The organism is Oryzihumus sp. JJN4-3R (assembly GCF_057747915.1).
This window is the reverse complement of record NZ_CM173229.1, coordinates 861,756-880,676: the sequence shown is the minus strand read 5'-3', so window position 1 is coordinate 880,676 and position 18,921 is coordinate 861,756. Positions and strand designations below refer to the sequence as shown.

Genomic DNA, 18,921 nt, shown 5'->3' with positions numbered 1-18,921 from the left:
CGGACTCTGCGGCGTCGACGGGCTCCGTGGCGCCGACGGACTCTGCGGCGTCAATCGGGCTCCGTGGCGTGGACGTGCTCTGTGGCGTGGACGTGCTCTGTGGCGTGGACGTGCTCTGTGGCGTGGGCGGGCTCGGATCGGCCGACCCATACCCCGACCAACGCCTGAACCGACAGGGGCTGGCGGACGCCGGGAGACGCAGCCGGAGGCATGGCAGTAGCGTGAAGCCCGCACCGAAGGGCATCTGCCGCCCGGTGCCGCGACTGCGAGGGAGGAACCCATGGCGTTCGAATCGGTGCGGGGCTATGTCCAGCTGGTGTCGGGGCTGGGCGAGCTCACCCGGGCGAGGGCGCTCGATGCGGCTCAGGGTCTCCTCGCGCTGCCGGCGGTGGCGAGCACCGGCAAGGTTGCCGGCCAGGTCACCTCCTTGGCCGACGAGCTGCTCGCGGCGGCGACGACGAACCGCGAGAACCTCACCGCGCTGGTGCGTTCCGAGGTCGAGGCAGCGCTGAGCCGGATGGGCCTGGTCCCGGCGGCCGAGCTGGAGGTGGTCCAGGCCCAGGTGACGCGCCTGCGCGCCGAGCTCGCGCACCTGCGTACCCCGGGCGACCAGGGGCGGGACGAACAAGAGCTGAACCAGCAGAATGGCGCGGAACCGGCTCAGCGTGCAGCCCGCAAGGCCGCTCGCCCAGCCCCCGCCAGCCGGGCGGCGGCCGGGGCGGCTCCGACGGCGGTGCCGGCCTCCAGGCCGGCGCGCAAGAAGCCCTCCACGGCCGCGAAGGACACCGCCGCGAAGGACACCGCCGCGAAGGACGCCGTCACGAAGAACGCGGCGGCGAAGAAGTCGGCGGCGAGGAAGTCTGCGGCGAAGAACGCGGCGGTCAAGAAGTCGGCGGCGAAGAACGCGGCGGTCAAGAAGTCGGCGGCGAAGAAGGCGACATCGTCGACGTCCTCGGCAGGGTCGCCCGCCACGTCGTCGGCGGCGACGTCGACGCCCCGGTCCGGAACCACGTCGGCAGCCAGGTCCGCGGCCAAGGGGGGCACGGCCACCCCGGCGCGCACGGCGTCGGGCTCGGCCACGACCCGGGGCACGACTCAGGGCGCGACCCGGACGACGAAGCGGGCCGCGAAGAAGACCACGCGCAAGACGTCGACCCCGGCGACGCCGGGCACCAGCGCCTCCGCGTCATCACGTCAGCCGGCCAGTGGGGCAGCCGCGCGCAAGCTCGCCGCCCGCAAGGCGGCCCCGTCGGCGCCCTCGGGTGCCGTCACCACCCGCCGCCCCCGTAAGGAGACCTCATGAACACCCACGACGCGACCCCTGCCGAGCCGACCGGAGTCGAGGCCGCCGAGGCGAACGCCCAGGCCCTCGGTTCGGAGGGGGCGGGTCCCGAGGACGAGGTCCAGAGCCAGACGCAGGGCGGGAGCCAGGACCAGGTCCAGAGCCAGGAGCAGGCCGTGAGCCAGCAGCAGGGCGAGGCGCAGGCCACGGTGTCCGAGGGGCTGGTGACCCCGCCGCCGGTCGCCACGCGTGAGCCGACCGGCGACGTGGTGGTCGACGGGGCTCTGGAGGAGTTCGACCGGGTGACCGGCGAGCCGCTCGACGCCCATGTGGAGGTCGGGGAGAAGGTGCACCGCACCCTGCAGGCCCGGCTGGCCGACCTCGGCGACGAGTGAGCGCGGCGACCTTCGGCCCCGGCGGCGAGGCACCCCAGCAGCCGACCACCGCTGCCTCCCGGCTTGACGCCGAGCTGGTCCGCCGTGGCCTGGCCCGGTCGCGTGCCCAGGCACGCACCCTCGTCGAGGCGGGGTCCGTCCTCGTCGGGGGAGCCGTGGCCCGCAAGGCCTCGCTGCCGGTGAGCGCGACCGACGAGGTCGCGCTCGCGACCGAGCCCGACCCGTGGGTGAGCCGCGCGGCATACAAGCTGTTGACGGCCCTGGAGGTGTTCGGCGGGCGTGGTCTGAGCGCACACGGCAAGCGGTGCATCGACGTCGGGGCGTCCACGGGCGGCTTCACCCAGGTGCTGCTGGCCCATGGCGCCGCGCGCGTCGAGGCCGTCGACGTCGGTCACGGACAGCTCGTGCCCGAGCTCGCCGGCGACCCGCGGGTCCGCGAGTGGTCCGGCACCAACGTGCGCGACCTCGACCCGGCGACCATCGGCGGCCCGGCTCCGCTCGTGGTGGCCGACCTCAGCTTCATCTCCCTGCGCACGGTCATGCCGCAGCTGGCGGCGCTGACGGAGCACGGCGGCGACCTGGTGGTCCTCGTGAAGCCGCAGTTCGAGGTCGGTCGGGAGCGCCTGGGCAAGGCCGGTCTGGTGCGCCGACCGCAGGACCGGGCCCGGGCCATCACCGACGCCGCCGCCGCCGCCGTGGCCTGCGGGCTGCACCCGCTCGAGGTGCACCACAGCCCCATCCAGGGAGCGACCGGCAACCAGGAGTACCTACTCTGGTGCACGTCTCGCGAGGCCGAGGCGCTGAGTCCGCACGACCTGGCCGAGGCGGCCCACCGCCTCTCGACAGAAGGGCCGCCGTGACCCGCCGCATCCTGCTCGTTGCCCACCCCCGCCGCGCCGAGGCCCAGCACCTCGCCGGTGAGGTCGCCGCCGGGCTGCACGCCGCCGGCATGGAGGTGGCCCTGCTGCCGGAGGAGGCCGAGGCCGTCCACCTCGGGCACAACCCCAACGTCGTCGAGGCCGACCCGGCCGACCCGGCGCGGGGGTGCGAGCTGGTGTGCGTCCTCGGCGGTGACGGCACCATCCTGCGCGGGGCGGCCATGTCCCGCGGCACCGACGCCCCGCTGCTCGGCGTCAACCTGGGCCACGTCGGATTCCTCGCCGAGGCCGAGCGCGAGGACCTCACCGAGACCGTCGGGCGGATCGTGGCGCGCGACTACGCCGTCGAGGAGCGGATGACCCTCGACGTCCGGGTCCAGCACGAGGGCGAGCTGATCGCCTCCGGCTGGGCGCTCAACGAGGTCAGCGTCGAGAAGGCCGCGCGGGAGCGCATGCTCGAGCTGATCGTCGAGGTCGACGGCCGGCCGCTGTCCACCTGGGGGTGTGACGGCGTCGTCATGGCGACCCCGACGGGGTCGACCGCCTACGCGTTCTCCGCCGGCGGCCCGGTCGTGTGGCCCGACGTCGAGGCGATGATGCTTGTCCCGATCTCGGCGCACGCGCTCTTCGCCCGCTCCCTCGTGGTCGGCCCGGCGTCCCGGTTCGCCGTCGAGGTCCTGTCCGACACGGAGGGCTCGGGCGTGCTCTGGTGCGACGGCGCCCGGATGGTCGAGCTGCCACCGGGGGCCCGGATCGACGTGTGCCGCAGCGACACCCCGGTCCGCCTCGCCCGGCTGACATCCTCCCCGTTCACCGACCGGCTCGTCGCCAAGTTCGACCTGTCCGTGGCCGGCTGGCGGGGCTCGGCCCGCCGCGCCAACGGCGGCGCGACCGCCGCCGACGTGGCGCCTGCCGGGCACTGACGGACCCTGCTCCTAGGCTGGACCCCGTGCTGCGCGAGATCCGGATCCAGAACCTCGGCGTCATCGACGACGCCGTCCTCGAGCTGTCACCCGGGCTCAACGTGGTCACCGGTGAGACCGGCGCCGGCAAGACGATGGTCGTCTCGGGCCTCGGCCTGCTGCTCGGCGCCCGCGCCGACGCCTCCCTGGTGCGCACCGGGGCGACCAGCGCCTCCATTGAGGGACTGGTGGACGTGCCCGCTGACCACCCCGCGGTCGAGCGCGCGCGGGAGGCCGGAGGAGACGTCGAGGACGGCCTCATCCTGGCCCGCACCGTCTCGGCCGAGGGCCGCTCCCGGGCGCACGTCGGTGGCCGCAGCGCGCCGGTGGGGGTGCTCGGCGACCTGCGCGAGCTGCTCGTGGCCGTCCATGGCCAGTCCGACCAGTGGCGGCTGCGCCAGCCCGACCAGCACCGCGTCGTCCTCGACGGCTTCGCCGGGGCGTCCGTGGCCGAGCCGCTGCGCCGCTACACCGCCCTGTATGACGAGCACCTCCAGCTCCGCACGGAGCTGGACCAGCTGCGCACCCTGGCCCGTGACCGCGCCCGCGAGGTCGACGTCCTGCGGGTCGGCCTCGAGGAGATCGAGGCGGTCGACCCGCAGCCGGGGGAGGACCACGAGCTGCGCGCCGAGGATGAGCGGCTGGCCCACGCCGAGGGCCTGCGCGGCAGCGCCGGCCTGGCGCACGACCTGCTGGCCGGCAGCACCGGCGGACCCGGCGAGGACGCCACGCTCGAGGCCAGGGGCAACGTCGCCGAGCTCCTCGCTGAGGCCCGCGCCACGCTGGCCAGCGCCTCGGTCCACGACGAGGGCCTGGCCGACCTCGAGCGCCGTGCCCAGGAGCTGGGCTACCTCGCGGCCGACCTGGGCGCCGACCTGGCCGCCTACCTCAGCGACGTCGAGGTCGACCCGGCCCGGCTGGGCTGGGTGCAGGACCGCCGGGCCGACCTGGCGCGGCTCCAGCGCAAGTACGGCGACACCGTCGACGACGTGCTGGCCTGGGCCAAGGAGTCCGCCGCGCGGCTCGACCAGCTCCTCACCGCCGACGACCGCGCCGAGGCGATGCAGGCCCGGCTCGAGGAGCTCGAGACCGAGCTCGGCGCTGCGGCGGCCGAGCTGACGGCCGCCCGGACGGCGGCGGCGACCGAGTTCGGCAGCCGGGTCACCGCCGAGCTGGCCCACCTGGCGATGGGCAAGGCCGTGGTCCAGGTCTCGGTCCAGCCGCGCGAGACCTACCAGCGCCACGGCGTGGACGACATCGAGATCCTGCTCGCCGCCAACCCCGGCGCCCCGCCCCGCAGCGTCGCGCGGGCAGCCTCCGGTGGTGAGCTCTCCCGCGTGATGCTTGCGCTGGAGGTCGTCACCGGCAGCGGCGACGTTCCCACCTTCGTCTTCGACGAGGTCGACGCCGGGGTGGGCGGCAAGGCCGCGCTGGACGTCGGCGCCCGGCTGGCCGCGCTGGCCCGGTCGGCCCAGGTGATCGTGGTGACCCACCTCGCCCAGGTCGCTGCGTTCGCGGACCGTCACCTCGTCGTGCACAAGACCGATGACGGGCACATCACCGCCAGCGGGGTGGCGGCCGTCGAGGGGGAGGAGCGACTGCGCGAGCTCGCCCGGATGATGGCCGGCGTCGAGGACTCCGAGGTCGCCCTCGAGCACGCCCGGGAGCTGCTCACCCAGGCAGGGCAGGCCGCAGGCTGACGTCACGACGACCGTGGGTGGGCTGCCGGGGGACCGGGGCGCCCAGGCACTGCGGGACTGTGACCGGGCCGTGATGCCGTGCGCCGCCCCGGCGCTGCGGCGCACCCTGCGTGGCGTGGCACGATAGGCGCTGATGTCACTCTCCATCCGACGCCGGAGCAGCCGCGAACCTGAAGTGCCCGGGGTCCGCGGTACCGTCCGCGTCGACGCCCGCACCAAGCACCTCACCAAACGTCTCCGCCCGGGCGACATCGCCGTCATCGACCACCAGGACATCGACAAGGTGAGCGCCGAGGCGCTGCTCGCCTGCCGACCGGTCGCCGTGGTCAACGCCGCTCCCTCGATCAGCGGCCGCTATCCCAACCTCGGCCCGGAGATCCTCGTCGACGGCGGGGTGCCGCTGATCGACAACACCGGCCGCGAGGTCATGCACGCGCTGCGCGAAGGCCAGCAGGCGCGCATCGAGGGCGACGCGATCTACGTCGGCGACGCCCTCGTGGCCAAGGGCTTCCTCTTCGACCACGATGCGGTCCAGTCCGCCATGAACGAGGCGCGGGCCGGGCTCGCCGTCCAGCTCGAGGCCTTCGCCGCCAACACGATGGAGTACCTCCGACGCGAGCGGGAGCTGCTCCTCGACGGCGTCGGGGTCCCTGACATCCGCACCGACATCGACGGTCGGCACGTCCTGGTGGTGGTCCGCGGCTACCACTACAAGGAGGACCTGCAGATCCTGCGGCACTACATCCGTGAGTACCGCCCGATCCTCATCGGCGTCGACGGTGGCGCCGACGCGCTGATCGAGGCGGGGCACAAGCCGCACCTCATCGTCGGGGACATGGACTCGGTCTCGGACGCCACGCTCACCAGCGGCGCGGAGATCGTCGTCCACGCCTACCGCGACGGCCGCGCCCCTGGCCTGGAGCGCGTGCGCAACCTCGGCATCGAGCCGGTCGTGTTCCCAGCGACCGGCACCAGCGAGGACGTCGCGATGCTCCTCGCCGACGACAAGGGCGCCACCCTGATCGTCGCGGTCGGCACCCACGCGACCCTGGTGGAGTTCCTCGACAAGGGTCGCTCCGGCATGGCGAGCACCTTCCTGACCCGGCTGCGGGTCGGCGGCAAGCTGGTCGACGCCAAGGGCGTCAGCCGGCTCTACCGCTCGCGCATCTCCACCCTGTCCCTGTTCGTCATGCTCGCCGTGGGGCTGTTCGCCCTGTATGCCGCGCTGGCCGCCACGCCTGCCGGAACCGCCATGCTCGGCGTGGTCGGTGCCCGGTGGGATGACGTGTGGTCCTGGATCGTAGGACTCTTCTCGTGATCGACTTCCGTTACCACCTGGTCTCCATCGTCTCGATCTTCCTGGCTCTCGCCGTGGGGATCGTGCTGGGCGCCGGCCCGCTTCAGAACGGCATCGGCCAGTCCCTCAACGACCAGGTGACCGCCCTGCGCCAGGAGAAGGCGACGCTGCGGACGCAGCTGGACGCCCAGCAGCGGGGCGTGGACGCCCGGGACACCTTCGTCAACGGGGTCACCCCCGAGCTGGTCCGCGGCAAGCTCGCCGGCAAGACGGTCAGCCTGGTCGTCGCCCCCGGCGCCGACGCCGACCTGGTCAAGCGGACCACGGACGTGCTCACCAGCGCCGGTGCCCGGATCGGCTCCACCATCACGCTCAACGACGCGTGGACGGACCCGGCCAAGCGCACCTTCCGCGACAACCTGGCCACCCAGCTGGCGGCCCTGGTCAAGGCGTCCGGTGCGGTGAGCACCCCGGAGATGCTCCCGGGCACCGTGCTGGCCCGGGCGGTGCTGACCGCGGCCGAGCGACCCACCGACAAGCTCGACACGAGCGCCACCCAGGCCCTCGACGGGCTCAAGGCCGGCGACCTGCTCACCGTCGGCTCCGACGCCGTGGTGCCTGCCTCCAGTGCCGTGCTCGTGGCCGGCCCGGTCACGGGCAGCAACGCGGAGGACACCACAGCCCGCACGGCCAACCTCGTCGCCCTGGCCCGGGCGCTGGACGCCGGGGGGGAGGGCACGGTCGTCACCTCGCCCGTCAACGCGACGAACCCGCAGAGCACCGCAGCCCTGGTCGCCGCGGTCCGTGCCGACGGCGATGCCAGCAAGGCGGTCTCCACCGTCGACGACGGTGACCAGAGCATCGGGGCCCTGCCGTTGGTCGACGCCCTCGTCGAGCAGTACGCCGGGCAGAGCGGCCACTACGGGCTCGGGTCGGACGCCAAGGCGGTCCTGCCGGCCGCGACGGCCTCGTGACCCGCGGGTCGAGGCTCGCCGCCCTGGCCGTGGGTGCCGGCGGCGCGGCCCTGGCGCTGCGTGCCCTGCGTCGCCGTCCGCCCGGCGGGCAGGAGCCCTGGACCCGCACGAACCATGCCGGTGAGCCGGTCACCCTGCTCGAGGGGCCGGCGTTCGTCGCCGGCGCCGTCGCCGGCCTCGCCGCGGCGGCTGTCCCGGCTGCGGCCTCCCGTGCCGCGATGACGGCGCCGCTGGTGGCTGCCGCGGGGGCCGGTGCCTTCGGCGCCCTGGACGACCTCGCCGGGGACAGCTCCAGCAAGGGGCTCCGCGGTCACCTCACCGCGCTCGCCCGGGGCGAGGTCACCACCGGGGCGGTCAAGATCGCCGGACTGGCGGCGACGGGGTTGCTGGCCGCGGTCGCGGCCGACTGGGCGGCCACGGCGACCCCCGCCGACACCACCTCGAGCGCACCCGTCACGGGGTTCGCGGCCCGCGGTCGCAGCGTCCGGGGCAGTGGACGCGCCGGTGCCTTCACCGGTCAGGCCGGGCGCCATCGCCGCGGCGCCGACCGGCCCGGAGTGCTCGCCACGCTCGTCGGTGGGGCCGCAATCGCCGGTGCCGCCAACGTCGCCAACCTGCTCGACCTGCGCCCGGGCCGGGCGTTGAAGGCCACGACCCTCGTCGCGGCGCCGCTCCTGCTCGGCGGTGGCCCCGCTGCGAGCACCGCCGCCGCCGCGACCGGGGCCGCGCTGGGCTCGCTGCCGGAGGACCTCGCCGGCCGGGCCATGCTCGGCGACACCGGAGCCAACGCCGCCGGCGCGCTCCTCGGCACCGCCGTCGTCCAGCGGACCGGCCTGCGCGGCCGCCTCGTCGCCCTGGCCGTGGTCACCGCCCTGACTGTGGCGTCCGAGAAGGTGAGCTTCACCAAGGTCATCGAGTCCACGCCTGGGCTGCGCGAGCTCGACGCCCTCGGCCGACGGTGACGCAGGTGAGCCCCGCGTCCTCCCGGCGCGCCCAGGGGGTGGCCGCCGCAGCCGGGCTCATCGCCGTCGTGACGCTGGCGTCGCGGGTCGTCGGCTTCGGCCGCTGGCTGGTGTTCTCCCACTCGGTCGGGGTGACCTGTGTCGGCAGCGTCTACCAGACCGCCAACACGATGCCGAACGTCGTCTACGAGGTCGCCGCCGGTGGGGCGCTCGCGGCGATCGCGGTGCCGATCATCGCCGGTCAGCTGGGCCGCGGTGACCGTGAGCACGCCGACCGCACCGCCTCGGCCATGCTGACGTGGGCGCTGACACTGCTGGTGCCGCTCGCCCTGCTCGTCTCGCTGCTGGCCGGACCGATCACGTCGGCGTTCCTCGGCACGCGCAGCTGCGCCGGGCACGCCGCGGCTGCGGCGGACCTCGGCGCCGCGATGCTGGTCGTCTTCGCGCCGCAGGTCGCGCTGTACGGCGTCGGCGTCGTCCTCGCCGGAGTGCTCCAGGCCCACCGGCGCTTCCTGGCTGCAGCGCTCGCGCCGCTGCTGTCCAGCCTGGTCGTCATCGCCGCCTACGTCCTCTACGCGCCGCTGTCCCGTGGCCTGGGCAACGACCCCGAGCACCTGCCGACCAGCGCCGCCTTCGTGCTGTCGGTGGGCACCACACTGGGCGTGGTCGCGCTGAGCCTGCCGCTGCTGTGGCCGGTCCGACGCGCCGGTGTCCGGCTGCGCCTGACCTGGAGCTTCCCGCCCGGGGTCGCCCGTCGGGCGGCATCGCTGGCCGCGGCCGGGGTGCTCGCCCTCGTCGCCCAGGAGATCGCGGTCATGGCCACGACCTGGGTCGCGAACAACCGCAGCAGCCACGGCACCATCAACATCTACACCTACGTTCAGGCCGTCTACCTGCTCCCGTATGCCGTGCTCGCGGTGCCCGTGGCCATCTCCACCTTCCCGCACCTCGCCGCCCAGGCTGCGGCCTCCACCGCGGGTACGCCGGAACCGGGAGCCACCGACGAGGAGACGTCGCGGGAGAAGGCCGGGAACAACGCCCGGCAGGGCGCCGGCAGGGACCTGACCCGGGGTGACACGGCTGAGGGGGACGTTGCCGGCCGGGACGTCCCCGGTGCGATCTCTGGGCGAGAGGTCGCCGGGAGGGCGGCCGCCGGGAGGGCTGTGGCTCACGGGGACGTCGCTCACGGGGACGTCACTCGGGGGGATGTCGCTCAGGGGGATGTCACCGACGGGGGTGTCACTGAGCGGGGTGTCGCCGAGGCCGCCGTGGTCGACCCCGCGCCAGAGGTGCCGGGCGGCGCCCCCCAGGACGCGGCCCGGACGCTGGCCCGCTCCGCCCGGGCCATCGCGGTCCTCGCGTTCCTGGGCGCCGCGGTGCTCCTTGCCGTGGCCGGTCCGGTAGGGGCGTTCTTCGGGGTGATCGACCAAGGGCGCCACGACCCGGTCGGCCGGGCGGTCCTGACCGCCATGCCCGTGGCCATGAGCAGCTACGCCCCGGGACTCGTGGGCTTCGGGATGGCGGCGTTGCTGACCCGCGCCCTCTACGTCCGCGGCCGACCCCGCGTCGCGGCCGGCGCGGTCGCCTTGGGGTGGCTCGTCGCCGCCGTGTGGCCGCTGCTCGCGCTGAGCCGCGCCAGTGGGCCCGAGGAGACGCTGCGAACGCTGGGCGTCGCCAGCAGCGTCGGGATGACCCTGAGCGCCGTCCTGCTGCTGGTCTCGGTGCGCCGCGCCTGGGGGGCGCACGCCCTGGACGGCCTGCCCCGCACCCTCGGCGCGGCGCTGCTCGCAGCGGTGGTCGCGACCGCCCCGGCGCGGGTGCTCGCCGGGCACCTGCCCACGTCGGCGCTGGTGCCCGCCGTCCTGACCGGCGTCGCGGTGGCGGTGCTGGCGGTGGTGCTGTTCGTCGCGGTGCTGTCGGTGGCCGACCGCGAGACCGGCCGGGTGCTGACCTCCCGGCTGCGCCGGAGGCCGGCATGACGTTGGTCCACCGAGCGCGGAAGGGGTGCCCATGAGGGTCGTCATGGTGCTGGGGCGCAGCACCGGGGGCATCGGCACCCACGTGGCCCAGCTGGCCGCCGCCCTGCGGGCGCGGGGGGCCCACGTGGTCGTGGTCACGCACCCGCTGACCGCCGACCGCTTCGAGCTCGGTGACGTCCGACAGTGGTGGCCCTCTCTCCGCCCCGCCCGGGAGCTGCCGGCGAGCGTGGCGGACCTGTGGCGGCTGCGACGGCTGGCCGGCGGCAGCGACGTCGTCCACGCCCACGGGCACCAGGCCGGCCTGCTCGCAGTCCTCGTGACCCTCGGTCTGCGGCGCGGTCGCGCTGCGGCCAAGGGGGACGGGGTGGCGGCGCGGGACGGGGCGCAGCGCGGTGAAGGCGCCAGCGGTTCGCCTGGCGTCACCGCCTCGCCCGACGCCACCGTGTCGGGCGACGCCACCGTGTCGGGCGGCGCCACTGTGTCGAACGGCGCCACCATGTCGAACGGCTCCACCGCCTCGCGCGGCGCCGCCACCTCGCACAGCGGGGCCGGCCGGCCCCGCCTGGTGGTCTCGCAGCACAACGCGGTGCTCGCCGGGTCCGGCCGGCTGCGCCTGAAGGACCTCGCCCAACGCTGGGTGGCCCGCCGTGCGGACCTCGTCACCGGGGCGAGCAGCGACCTGGTGACGCAGGCGCGCGACCTTGGCGCGCGCGATACCCGTCTGGCACCCGTGCCGTCACCGCGCGTGCCGGGGCTGCTGGCACAGCCGCCCCTGGACCGCGACGGACGGGCGGCGGAGCGGGCCGTGCTCGTGCGCGAGGCGGGCCTGGTCGACGACCCCGCGCGACCGCTGGTGCTGACGATCTCGCGGATCGCCCCGCAGAAGGACCTCGACGTGCTCGTCCGGGCCGCGGACCAGGTGGGGGAGCCGTGCACGTGGGTCGTCGTCGGCGACGGCGAGGACCACCTGCTGCTGGGACTGCAGGCGATCGCGGCCGATGTGGGCGCGCCGGTGCGCTTCGTCGGGGCGCGTCGCGACGCGGACCGGTGGCTGCGTGCGGCGGAGGTCTTCGTGCTCCCCAGCGCGTGGGAGGCGCGCGCACTCGTCGTGCAGGAGGCCATGGCTGCCGGCACGCCGGTCGTCGCGACCGACGTGGGTGGGCTGCACGACCTCGTCGACGGGGTGGGCCTGCTGGTGCCCCCCGGGGACGCCCCGGCCGTGGCCGACGCCACACGCCGGATCCTCACCGACCCCGACCTGCGCGAACGCCTTGCCCGGCAAGGGCGTTCAGCCGCCGCAGCACTGCCCGACGGCGACGACACGGCCGCGACATGGCTGGCGTGGTACGCCGAGGGTCCCTCGATGACGTAGAGTGCAAGTCCGTGGTTGAGCAGACAAAGCACATCTTCGTGACCGGAGGCGTCGCCTCTTCGCTCGGCAAGGGGCTCACCGCCTCGAGCCTCGGACATCTCCTGCGGGCCCGCGGTCTGCGGGTGACGATGCAGAAGCTCGACCCCTATCTCAACGTGGACCCGGGGACGATGAACCCGTTCCAGCACGGCGAGGTCTACGTCACCGCCGACGGGGCCGAGACCGACCTGGACATCGGGCACTACGAGCGTTTCCTGGGCGTCGAGCTCGACGGCTCCGCCAACGTGACGACCGGGCAGGTCTACAGCCAGGTCATCGCCAAGGAGCGGCGCGGGGAGTACCTCGGCGACACCGTCCAGGTCATCCCGCACATCACCAACGAGATCAAGGCGCGGATGCGCGCCACGGCCGAGCTGCCCGCCGACAAGCGGCCCGACGTCATCATCACCGAGATCGGTGGCACCGTCGGCGACATCGAGTCGCTGCCGTTCCTCGAGGCCGCCCGCCAGGTCCGCCACGACGTGGGCCGCGACCACGTGTTCTTCCTGCACGTCTCGCTCGTGCCCTACCTCGCCCCCAGCGGTGAGCTGAAGACCAAGCCCACCCAGCACTCCGTGGCCGCGCTGCGCCAGGTCGGCATCCAGCCCGACGGGCTCGTGCTGCGTGCGGACCGGGAGATCCCGGAGAACATCAAGCGCAAGATCTCGCTGATGTGCGACGTCGACACCGAGGCCTGCGCCGCTGCCGTCGACGCCCCGAGCATCTACGACATCCCCAAGGTGCTGCACGGCGAGGGCCTGGACGCCTACGTCATCCGCCGCCTGGGCCTGCCGTTCCGAGACGTCGACTGGCACGACTGGGACGAGCTGCTGCGCCGGGTGCACAACCCCGAGCACGACGTCGAGATCGCCCTGGTGGGCAAGTACATCGACCTGCCGGACGCCTACCTGTCGGTCACCGAGGCCATGCGCGCCGGCGGCTTCCACCACGACGCCAAGGTCCGCATCCGCTGGGTTGCCAGCGACGAGTGCCAGACCGAGGCCGGCGCCCAGAAGGCGCTCGGTGGCGTGGACGCCATCCTCGTGCCCGGCGGCTTCGGGGTGCGCGGCATCGAGGGCAAGCTCGGTGCGCTGCGCTGGGCCCGTGAGCGGGGCGTCCCGACCCTGGGCATCTGCCTGGGCCTGCAGTGCATGGTCATCGAGTACGCCCGCAACGTCGCCGGCATCGCCGACGCCTCCTCCAGCGAGTTCGACCCGGGCACCACGCACCCGGTCATCGCGACGATGGAGGAGCAGAAGGCGTTCGTCGAGGGTGCCGGCGACCTCGGCGGCACGATGCGCCTGGGTCTCTACCCCGCGGCCCTGGCCGACGGCTCGGTCGTGGCCGAGACCTACGGCTCGACCAAGGTCGAGGAGCGTCACCGCCACCGCTACGAGGTGAACAACGCCTACCGCCAGCAGCTCGAGGACGTCGGCCTGCGCTTCTCCGGCACCTCCCCGGACGGCACCCTCGTGGAGTTCGTCGAGCTGCCCGCCGACGTGCACCCGTACTACGTCTCCACGCAGGCCCACCCGGAGTTCCTGTCCCGCCCGGACAAGGCGCACCCGCTGTTCGCCGGCCTGGTCGGCGCCGCGATCGACCAGCAGCGCCAGTCGCGCCTGGTCGAGGTCGAGCGGCCGCGCCAGGCCGACGCCGAGGTCGTCGTCGACCCCGTCGCGGCGCCGTGAGCCTGGACGCGCCCTCGATCGGCGCGGGCGACCTGCGGGACCGGCTGGAGTCCCGTCCGGTCAGCGAGCGTGAGGTCCTGCTCAAGGGCATGGTCTGGGACGTCGTGCGCGACACGGTCGACCTCGGCGAGGCCGGCGTCGTGCGCCGGGAGTACGTCCAGCACCCCGGCGCCGTGGGCACCGTCGCGCTCGACGACCGCGGTCGGATCCTGCTCATCCAGCAGTACCGCCACCCCGTCGGCCACTACGACTGGGAGCTGCCGGCCGGCCTGCTCGACGTCGACGGCGAGCCGCCGTGGGAGGCCGCGGCGCGCGAGCTGCACGAGGAGGCGGACCTGGCTGCCGGGCGCTGGGACGTGCTCGTCGACCACTTCGCCTCCCCGGGTGGCCTCTCCGAGGTGCTGCGCATCTTCCTTGCCCGCGACCTGTCCGCCGTGCCGCACGAGCAGCGGCACGAGCGGGAAGGGGAGGAGCTCGGTATGCCGGCCCGCTGGGTCGACCTGAACGAGGCGGTTGCCGCCGTCCTCACCGGACGGCTGCACAACCCGGCCGCCATCATCGGGATCCTCACCACCTACGCGGCCCGTGAGCTCAACTGGGGAACGCTGCGACCGCACGACGCCCCCTGGCCCGAGCACCCGGCATACCGCTGAGGGACTGAATTAGGGCCAGCTGCACCGCTGGGCTGGTGAACCGGTGAGCCGCCGTTCGGTTGGCGCACCCGCCGCCGCCCCGACCCGCGAGGTCGGGGCGGCGGCGTCGTTCGGCGACCCTCCGGGCGCCGATCTTCTGCGGTGGGGCTATCGCAGCGTGGGTGCGGGAGCCGGCCCGGTGGCCGACGGTACAGAGACCGGGCGGCGCCGCCGGGCCAGCAGTGCCGCGGCGGCCACCCCGGCGAGCAGCAGCGCCCCGCCGAGGACCTCGAGGGCGGTGGGCACCTCACCCAGCGCCAGCCAGGCGGCGGCCATGCCGGCAACCGGGACAAGCATCGTGTAGGGCACGACGGCCGAGGCGGGGTGGCGTGCCAGCAGCGAGTTCCACAGGCCGTAGCCGAGCAGGGAGGCAAGGTAGGCCGTGAACATCGCGCTGAGCAGGGCTCCGGCATCGGGGTGGGCGATGGCGCTGCTCAGCGCGGTGGGTCCCTCCACGAGCAGCGACAGCACCAGCATCGGCACGGGGACGACGAGCCCGGACCGCACGACCAGAGACAGCCCGGAGCTCGGTCGCGCGCGGCGCGCCAGCACGTTGCCCACCGCCCAGGACGCGGCGGCCAGGACGACCAGCAGCAGCGGCAGCAACGGTGCCTGCGCGCTGCGGCCCACCGCGACGACGCCGAGGCCAGCCGCCCCGACCACCACTCCCGCGAGCTGGCCACGGGTCGGGTGCTCGCGCAGTGCGAGGCTGGAGAACAGGACGGTCAGCAGCACCTGGGACTGCAGCACCAGCGGGGTCAGCCCGGCGGGCATCCCCAGGTGCATGGCGAGGTAGACGAGGCTGAACTGGCCCAGGCTCATGAACGCCCCGATGGCCACGACCAGCCGCCACGGTGCCTGAGGGCGCGGGACGAACAGGACGGCCGGGAAGCAGACCAGCAGGAAGCGGAGCGCGACGAACAGCAGCGGCGGGACCGACTGCAGCCCACGGTCGATGGCGATGAAGTTGACGCCCCAGATGAGCGCGACGAGGACGGCTCGCGCGGCGTCGCGGGTGGGCAGCGTCTGGGAGGGCATGCCTCGACCCTCGCAGGACAAACCGTGAAGCACCAGCAAACGTTTCTGGGCCTGACGATGTAGCCTCGCTTCATGATCGATGCCGTGGCGCTGCGTTCCCTCGCGTTGGTCGACCGGCTGGGATCCGTGGCGGCAGCGGCGGACTCGCTGGGCTACACCGCCAGTGCCGTCTCCCAGCAGGTGAAGCGACTCGAGGCCCGGGCCGGGGTCGTGCTGCTGGAGAAGTACGGCCGTGGCGTGATGCTCACCGAGGCAGGGCGGTTGCTCGCTGCCTCGGCCCATGACCTGCTGGCGCAGATGGAGCGGCTGGAGGCCCAGCTGCAGCAGACGACGGGGCGTCCCTCGGGGCTGGTCCGGTTGGCGAGCTTCGCCACGGCGGCGCGGGGGCTGGTGGCGCCCACCCTGGCCGGGCTGCGCCCGGACGCCCCGGACCTGCACGTGGCGCTGCGCGAGGCCGAGCCGTGGGACGCCGTAGACCTCGTCGCCACCGGGCAGGTGGACCTAGCGGTGGTGCACAACTGGGAGCCGCTCCCGCTGGCGCTGCCCGACCACCTGGCCTCGCGGCCGTTGGGGGCCGACTTCGCCGACGTGCTCGTCCATCGCCATCACCGGCTCGCCGGTCAGGACAGCGTGACGGCGGCGGTGCTTGCCGACGAGGTCTGGGTGAGCGTCTCGCCGGGGTCGATCTGCCACCAGTGGCTCACCAAGATGTTCCACGACATCGGTCGGGCTCCGCGGATCGAGCACTTCGCTGCGGAGTTCGCCTCGCACATCGCGCTGGTCGGGCAGGGACTGGCCGTGGCGCTGGTCCCGCGGCTGGGGCGGGGGCCGCTCCCGGCGGAGGTGGTGGCGGTGCCGGTGCACGACCCCGTGCCCACGCGCACGGTGACTGCGGTGTGGCGTCGCACGATGGGGCAGAGCCCGGCTCTGGCGGCGGTCGTCGACGCGCTTGCCGCGGCTCCTTCGACGCTGGTGCCGGTGGCCGGGGGTCGACGGTGAGGGGCGCGTTCCGTGCGGCGTCATGCCTCGTCCGTGGCGGGCACCGCTGCCAGCGGCGAGGACCACACCCCCGAGAACGGCGAATCGCGGTTCTGTAATCTGGGCGGCATGGCGAACGGCTGGACGTTCGTGTCGAACCACGGGCACGTCCTTGTCGCCCTTGCGACCGACCCTGATGCGCTCCTGCGTGAGGTGGCTGCCCGCGTGGGGATCACCGAACGCGCGGTCCAGCTGATCGTCGCCGACCTCGAGTCCTCTGGCTACCTCACCAGGGAACGAGTGGGGCGTCGCAACCGGTATGCCGTGCGTGAGGACCTGCCCTTCCGGCATCCACTCGAGGCCGGGGTTCCCGTGGGAGCTTTCCTCGAGCTGGTCCGCGGCTGCGTCTGGCCGCCCCTGCCCGTCACGGGGCCGGACGCCACTGCGCATCCGGCCCCGGGGCGGACGACCCCCTGACGATCTGGTCTCCTGGCCCGGCAGGCTGTGGGTCAGGGGTGGGCGGTGACGAGAGCGACCCGGTGGTGATCCGTCAGGGCGCCGTCGTCCACGAGGGCCACCTGACCGCCCCGGCGAATGACCTCCTCGACCAGGTCGTCGACCAGGTCGTGGATGTGGGTGGGGTCGGCGGGCTCGTAGTCCTGCGGGTCCATCGGGTGTCCGCCGACGCGGCCCGGCACGCTGTAGGACTGCTCCACCACGAGCATGACGGCCTGGCCACGGCGAGCGCATTGCCACGCAGCCTCGATGCCACTGGCCAGAAAGCGGGTGCCCCCAGCTTCCGCGCGACGCACCAACGCCAGGGCGTCGGTCTGCCGTGCGAGGAGGTAGCGCTCCAGGGCCACCGCGGACCGGCGCAGCAGCTCGTCTTGGGTCTGGGCGTATGCGGTGTCGATCATGCCCGCGAGGCGGTAGCAGTGGCTCGACCTCCTGGCGAAGAGGTCGATCAGCCGGGGCGTCCCCGCGATGACCAAGGGGGACGGGAACGTGGCCCGCTGCCGGGCGAGCTCAGCCTCGACGTCGCCCAGGAAGGCGTCCATGGTCAGGCGGGAGAGCTCCTCAGGGTCCGTGGGGTCCACCGCGGTGGACGCTTGGTCGCCCACGTGCACGGTCGAACGAAGCACCAGGGTGTGCTGCTGCGCCTCGTAGACATGGGCGCAGCTGGGATACAGCGTGAGGAGCAGGTGCGGCGGGGTCCGGTGCAGCGCCGCGACCAGTTCCCGGGTGGCAAACGTGGACTCCACGACCACGCGCCGTGTGCTGGTCTGGGGTAGCCGGAACGACCGCCGGACGGCTTTGGAGGCGTACAGGGCAAGGGCATGGCCAGTCCGCCCGGTGGTCGCGGACGCCGCGAGCTCGCGTAGGGCGGAGATGACCGGCCCCACGTTGGTCAGGCCGGTAGCCCTGAGTATCTGCTCGGCCTGCTGGACAAGGACGTCGAGCTCCTCCTGGTCCGAGGGGGTCATTCGTGCAGCCGGCTTGGTGGGCAACGTGATGGTGACACAGGGGAAGCCGGTGCTGATGGTCAGCTGGGCGACGTCGGACCAGCGCAGGGCGCGCGGTTGCGGAGACGCCGGGGCGTGGTTGGTGGCAGTGGTCATCGGGAGTGCTCCCTTTCGGTCGCGGGCTGGGCAGGAGGGGTGCGGTGGTGCAGGTGGTGCAGGCTGCGTTTGGGCGTGTGCGTCCACGAGGGTTGGAGCGCGGGAAGTCATGACGTCGGCCTCGCCGGTTCCCGGGTGGCGCGAAGGCTGGCGACGACCGCCACGCCCACACAGGCGGCAATGACGGCCAGGGAGAGAGCGACCGGCACCTTCCACAGGTCGATGACCAGCATCTTGACGCCGACGAATACCAGGACCGCGGCGAGTCCGGTCTTCAGGTACACGAACCGATGCATGAGCTCGGCCAGCAGGAAGTACAGGGCGCGCAGCCCGAGGATCGCGAATGCGTTGCTGGTGAAGACGAGGAAGGGTGACTCGGTGACGGCGAAGATCGCCGGGATCGAGTCGACAGCGAAGATGATGTCGGTGACCTCGACGAACACCAGGACGGTGAACAGCGGGGTGGCCAGCAGTCGCCCACCGCGGCGCACCCAGAACCGCCTCCCGTCGTACTCGCTGGTGCTCGGCACGACCCGCCGCACCAGCCGCAGGACCGGGTTGCCGCTCGGGTCGAACTCGGCATTGCGGTGCCGGTACATGCGCCATCCCGTGAAGAGGAGAAAGGCGCCGAAGACGTAGAGCAACCAGTGGAAGCGATCAAGCAGTGCCGCACCGCCGGCGATGAAGCCGGCGCGCATCACCAAGGCGCCGATCACCCCGTAGAAGAGGACGCGGTGCTGCAGCTCGCGGGGGACCGCGAAGTAGCCGAAGATCAGGGCGAAGATGAAGACGTTGTCAACCGCCAGGCTCTTCTCGATGAGGTAGCCGGCGAGGTACTCGCTACCTGCCTGCGCACCGAGCGTGGCCCAGACGACGCCGCCGAAGAGGAGGCCCAGTCCTACCCAGACCGCGGACCAGGTTGCCGCCTCCCGTGCGGAGATGACGTGGTCCTTGCGATGCGCCAGGAGGTCGATGACCAGCATGGCGACGATGACCGTCAGGACCACGAGCCACGCCCAAAGGGGGACGACCATGACAGACTCCAGTGAATCGAGGATTCACGGAG

17 protein-coding genes are annotated in these 18,921 nt (G+C 73.5%); 14 read left to right on the top strand and 3 right to left on the bottom strand.

The window, feature by feature from the left end; translation table 11 throughout:
* Window positions 1-280 precede the first annotated feature (280 nt).
* The 12 genes from AC3ANM_RS03990 (at window position 281) to AC3ANM_RS03935 (ending at window position 14,181) form a co-directional block, all read left to right on the top strand.
* The gene (locus AC3ANM_RS03990; RefSeq protein ID WP_488286847.1) at window positions 281-1,303 is read left to right on the top strand and encodes a hypothetical protein; all 1,023 of its coding nucleotides are present in this window, start codon (window positions 281-283) and stop codon (window positions 1,301-1,303) included.
* Window positions 1,300-1,677, top strand: a complete 378-nt coding sequence (locus tag AC3ANM_RS03985) for a hypothetical protein (RefSeq protein WP_488286846.1) — start codon at window positions 1,300-1,302, stop codon at window positions 1,675-1,677. Before AC3ANM_RS03990 ends, AC3ANM_RS03985 begins: the two co-directional genes overlap by 4 nt.
* Complete coding sequence (locus AC3ANM_RS03980) at window positions 1,674-2,537, top strand: TlyA family RNA methyltransferase (RefSeq protein ID WP_488286845.1); 864 nt, start codon at window positions 1,674-1,676, stop codon at window positions 2,535-2,537. The genes AC3ANM_RS03985 and AC3ANM_RS03980 overlap by 4 nt, the downstream gene beginning before the upstream one ends.
* Window positions 2,534-3,478 carry an NAD kinase gene (locus tag AC3ANM_RS03975; protein WP_488286844.1) on the top strand — a complete coding sequence of 315 codons (945 nt, stop codon included), beginning with the start codon at window positions 2,534-2,536 and terminating at the stop codon, window positions 3,476-3,478. Before AC3ANM_RS03980 ends, AC3ANM_RS03975 begins: the two co-directional genes overlap by 4 nt.
* Window positions 3,479-3,504: 26 nt before the next feature.
* A complete protein-coding gene (gene recN, locus AC3ANM_RS03970; protein WP_488286843.1) occupies window positions 3,505-5,217 on the top strand; it encodes a DNA repair protein RecN in 1,713 nt (570 codons plus the stop codon).
* Between the two features lie 133 nt (window positions 5,218-5,350).
* Window positions 5,351-6,535: a putative cytokinetic ring protein SteA gene (steA, locus tag AC3ANM_RS03965; RefSeq protein WP_488286842.1), complete on the top strand. Its 1,185-nt coding sequence runs from the start codon at window positions 5,351-5,353 to the stop codon at window positions 6,533-6,535.
* Window positions 6,532-7,488: a copper transporter gene (locus AC3ANM_RS03960; RefSeq protein WP_488286841.1), complete on the top strand. Its 957-nt coding sequence runs from the start codon at window positions 6,532-6,534 to the stop codon at window positions 7,486-7,488. The genes steA and AC3ANM_RS03960 overlap by 4 nt, the downstream gene beginning before the upstream one ends.
* Window positions 7,485-8,450 (top strand): hypothetical protein, encoded by a 966-nt coding sequence (locus AC3ANM_RS03955; protein ID WP_488286840.1) that lies wholly within the window; start codon window positions 7,485-7,487, stop codon window positions 8,448-8,450. Before AC3ANM_RS03960 ends, AC3ANM_RS03955 begins: the two co-directional genes overlap by 4 nt.
* A 5-nt stretch (window positions 8,451-8,455) precedes the next feature.
* Window positions 8,456-10,429: a lipid II flippase MurJ gene (locus AC3ANM_RS03950; RefSeq protein WP_488286839.1), complete on the top strand. Its 1,974-nt coding sequence runs from the start codon at window positions 8,456-8,458 to the stop codon at window positions 10,427-10,429.
* A 31-nt stretch (window positions 10,430-10,460) separates the two neighbouring features.
* Window positions 10,461-11,801, top strand: coding sequence for a glycosyltransferase (locus tag AC3ANM_RS03945; protein ID WP_488286838.1), 1,341 nt, complete (start codon window positions 10,461-10,463; stop codon window positions 11,799-11,801).
* Between the two features lie 11 nt (window positions 11,802-11,812).
* Window positions 11,813-13,528 (top strand): CTP synthase, encoded by a 1,716-nt coding sequence (gene pyrG / locus AC3ANM_RS03940; protein WP_488286837.1) that lies wholly within the window; start codon window positions 11,813-11,815, stop codon window positions 13,526-13,528.
* A complete protein-coding gene (locus AC3ANM_RS03935) occupies window positions 13,525-14,181 on the top strand; it encodes an NUDIX domain-containing protein (RefSeq protein WP_488286836.1) in 657 nt (218 codons plus the stop codon). The genes pyrG and AC3ANM_RS03935 overlap by 4 nt, the downstream gene beginning before the upstream one ends.
* Before the next feature lie 147 nt (window positions 14,182-14,328).
* On the opposite strand, the gene AC3ANM_RS03930 is transcribed toward AC3ANM_RS03935, so the two are convergent.
* Window positions 14,329-15,243 (bottom strand): EamA family transporter, encoded by a 915-nt coding sequence (locus AC3ANM_RS03930; RefSeq protein WP_488287908.1) that lies wholly within the window; start codon window positions 15,241-15,243, stop codon window positions 14,329-14,331.
* An 87-nt stretch (window positions 15,244-15,330) separates the two neighbouring features.
* On the opposite strand from AC3ANM_RS03930, the gene AC3ANM_RS03925 reads away from it, so the two are divergent.
* Window positions 15,331-16,257 (top strand): LysR family transcriptional regulator, encoded by a 927-nt coding sequence (locus tag AC3ANM_RS03925; protein ID WP_488286835.1) that lies wholly within the window; start codon window positions 15,331-15,333, stop codon window positions 16,255-16,257.
* Window positions 16,258-16,290: 33 nt separating this feature from the next.
* A complete protein-coding gene (locus AC3ANM_RS03920) occupies window positions 16,291-16,713 on the top strand; it encodes a helix-turn-helix transcriptional regulator (RefSeq protein WP_488286834.1) in 423 nt (140 codons plus the stop codon).
* 32 nt (window positions 16,714-16,745) lie between these two features.
* Here the strand turns inward: AC3ANM_RS03920 and AC3ANM_RS03915 are convergent, their stop codons facing one another.
* Window positions 16,746-17,855, bottom strand: coding sequence for a baeRF3 domain-containing protein (locus AC3ANM_RS03915; protein ID WP_488286833.1), 1,110 nt, complete (start codon window positions 17,853-17,855; stop codon window positions 16,746-16,748).
* Window positions 17,856-17,962: 107 nt separating this feature from the next.
* On the bottom strand, window positions 17,963-18,889 hold the full coding sequence (locus AC3ANM_RS03910; RefSeq protein WP_488286832.1) for a TerC family protein: 927 nt from the start codon (window positions 18,887-18,889) through the stop codon (window positions 17,963-17,965).
* Between the last annotated feature and the right edge of the window lie 32 nt (window positions 18,890-18,921).

Excerpts from the sequence above, each read along its gene's own strand:
- AC3ANM_RS03990 (WP_488286847.1), top strand. The coding sequence starts at position 281 with ATGGCGTTCGAATCGGTGCGGGGCTATGTCCAGCTGGTGTCGGGGCTG.
- AC3ANM_RS03985 (WP_488286846.1), top strand. The coding sequence starts at position 1,300 with ATGAACACCCACGACGCGACCCCTGCCGAGCCGACCGGAGTCGAGGCC.
- steA (WP_488286842.1), top strand. The coding sequence starts at position 5,351 with ATGTCACTCTCCATCCGACGCCGGAGCAGCCGCGAACCTGAAGTGCCC.
- AC3ANM_RS03945 (WP_488286838.1), top strand. The coding sequence starts at position 10,461 with ATGAGGGTCGTCATGGTGCTGGGGCGCAGCACCGGGGGCATCGGCACC.
- AC3ANM_RS03925 (WP_488286835.1), top strand. The coding sequence starts at position 15,331 with ATGATCGATGCCGTGGCGCTGCGTTCCCTCGCGTTGGTCGACCGGCTG.
- AC3ANM_RS03915 (WP_488286833.1), bottom strand. The coding sequence starts at position 17,855 with ATGACCACTGCCACCAACCACGCCCCGGCGTCTCCGCAACCGCGCGCC.
- AC3ANM_RS03910 (WP_488286832.1), bottom strand. The coding sequence starts at position 18,889 with ATGGTCGTCCCCCTTTGGGCGTGGCTCGTGGTCCTGACGGTCATCGTC.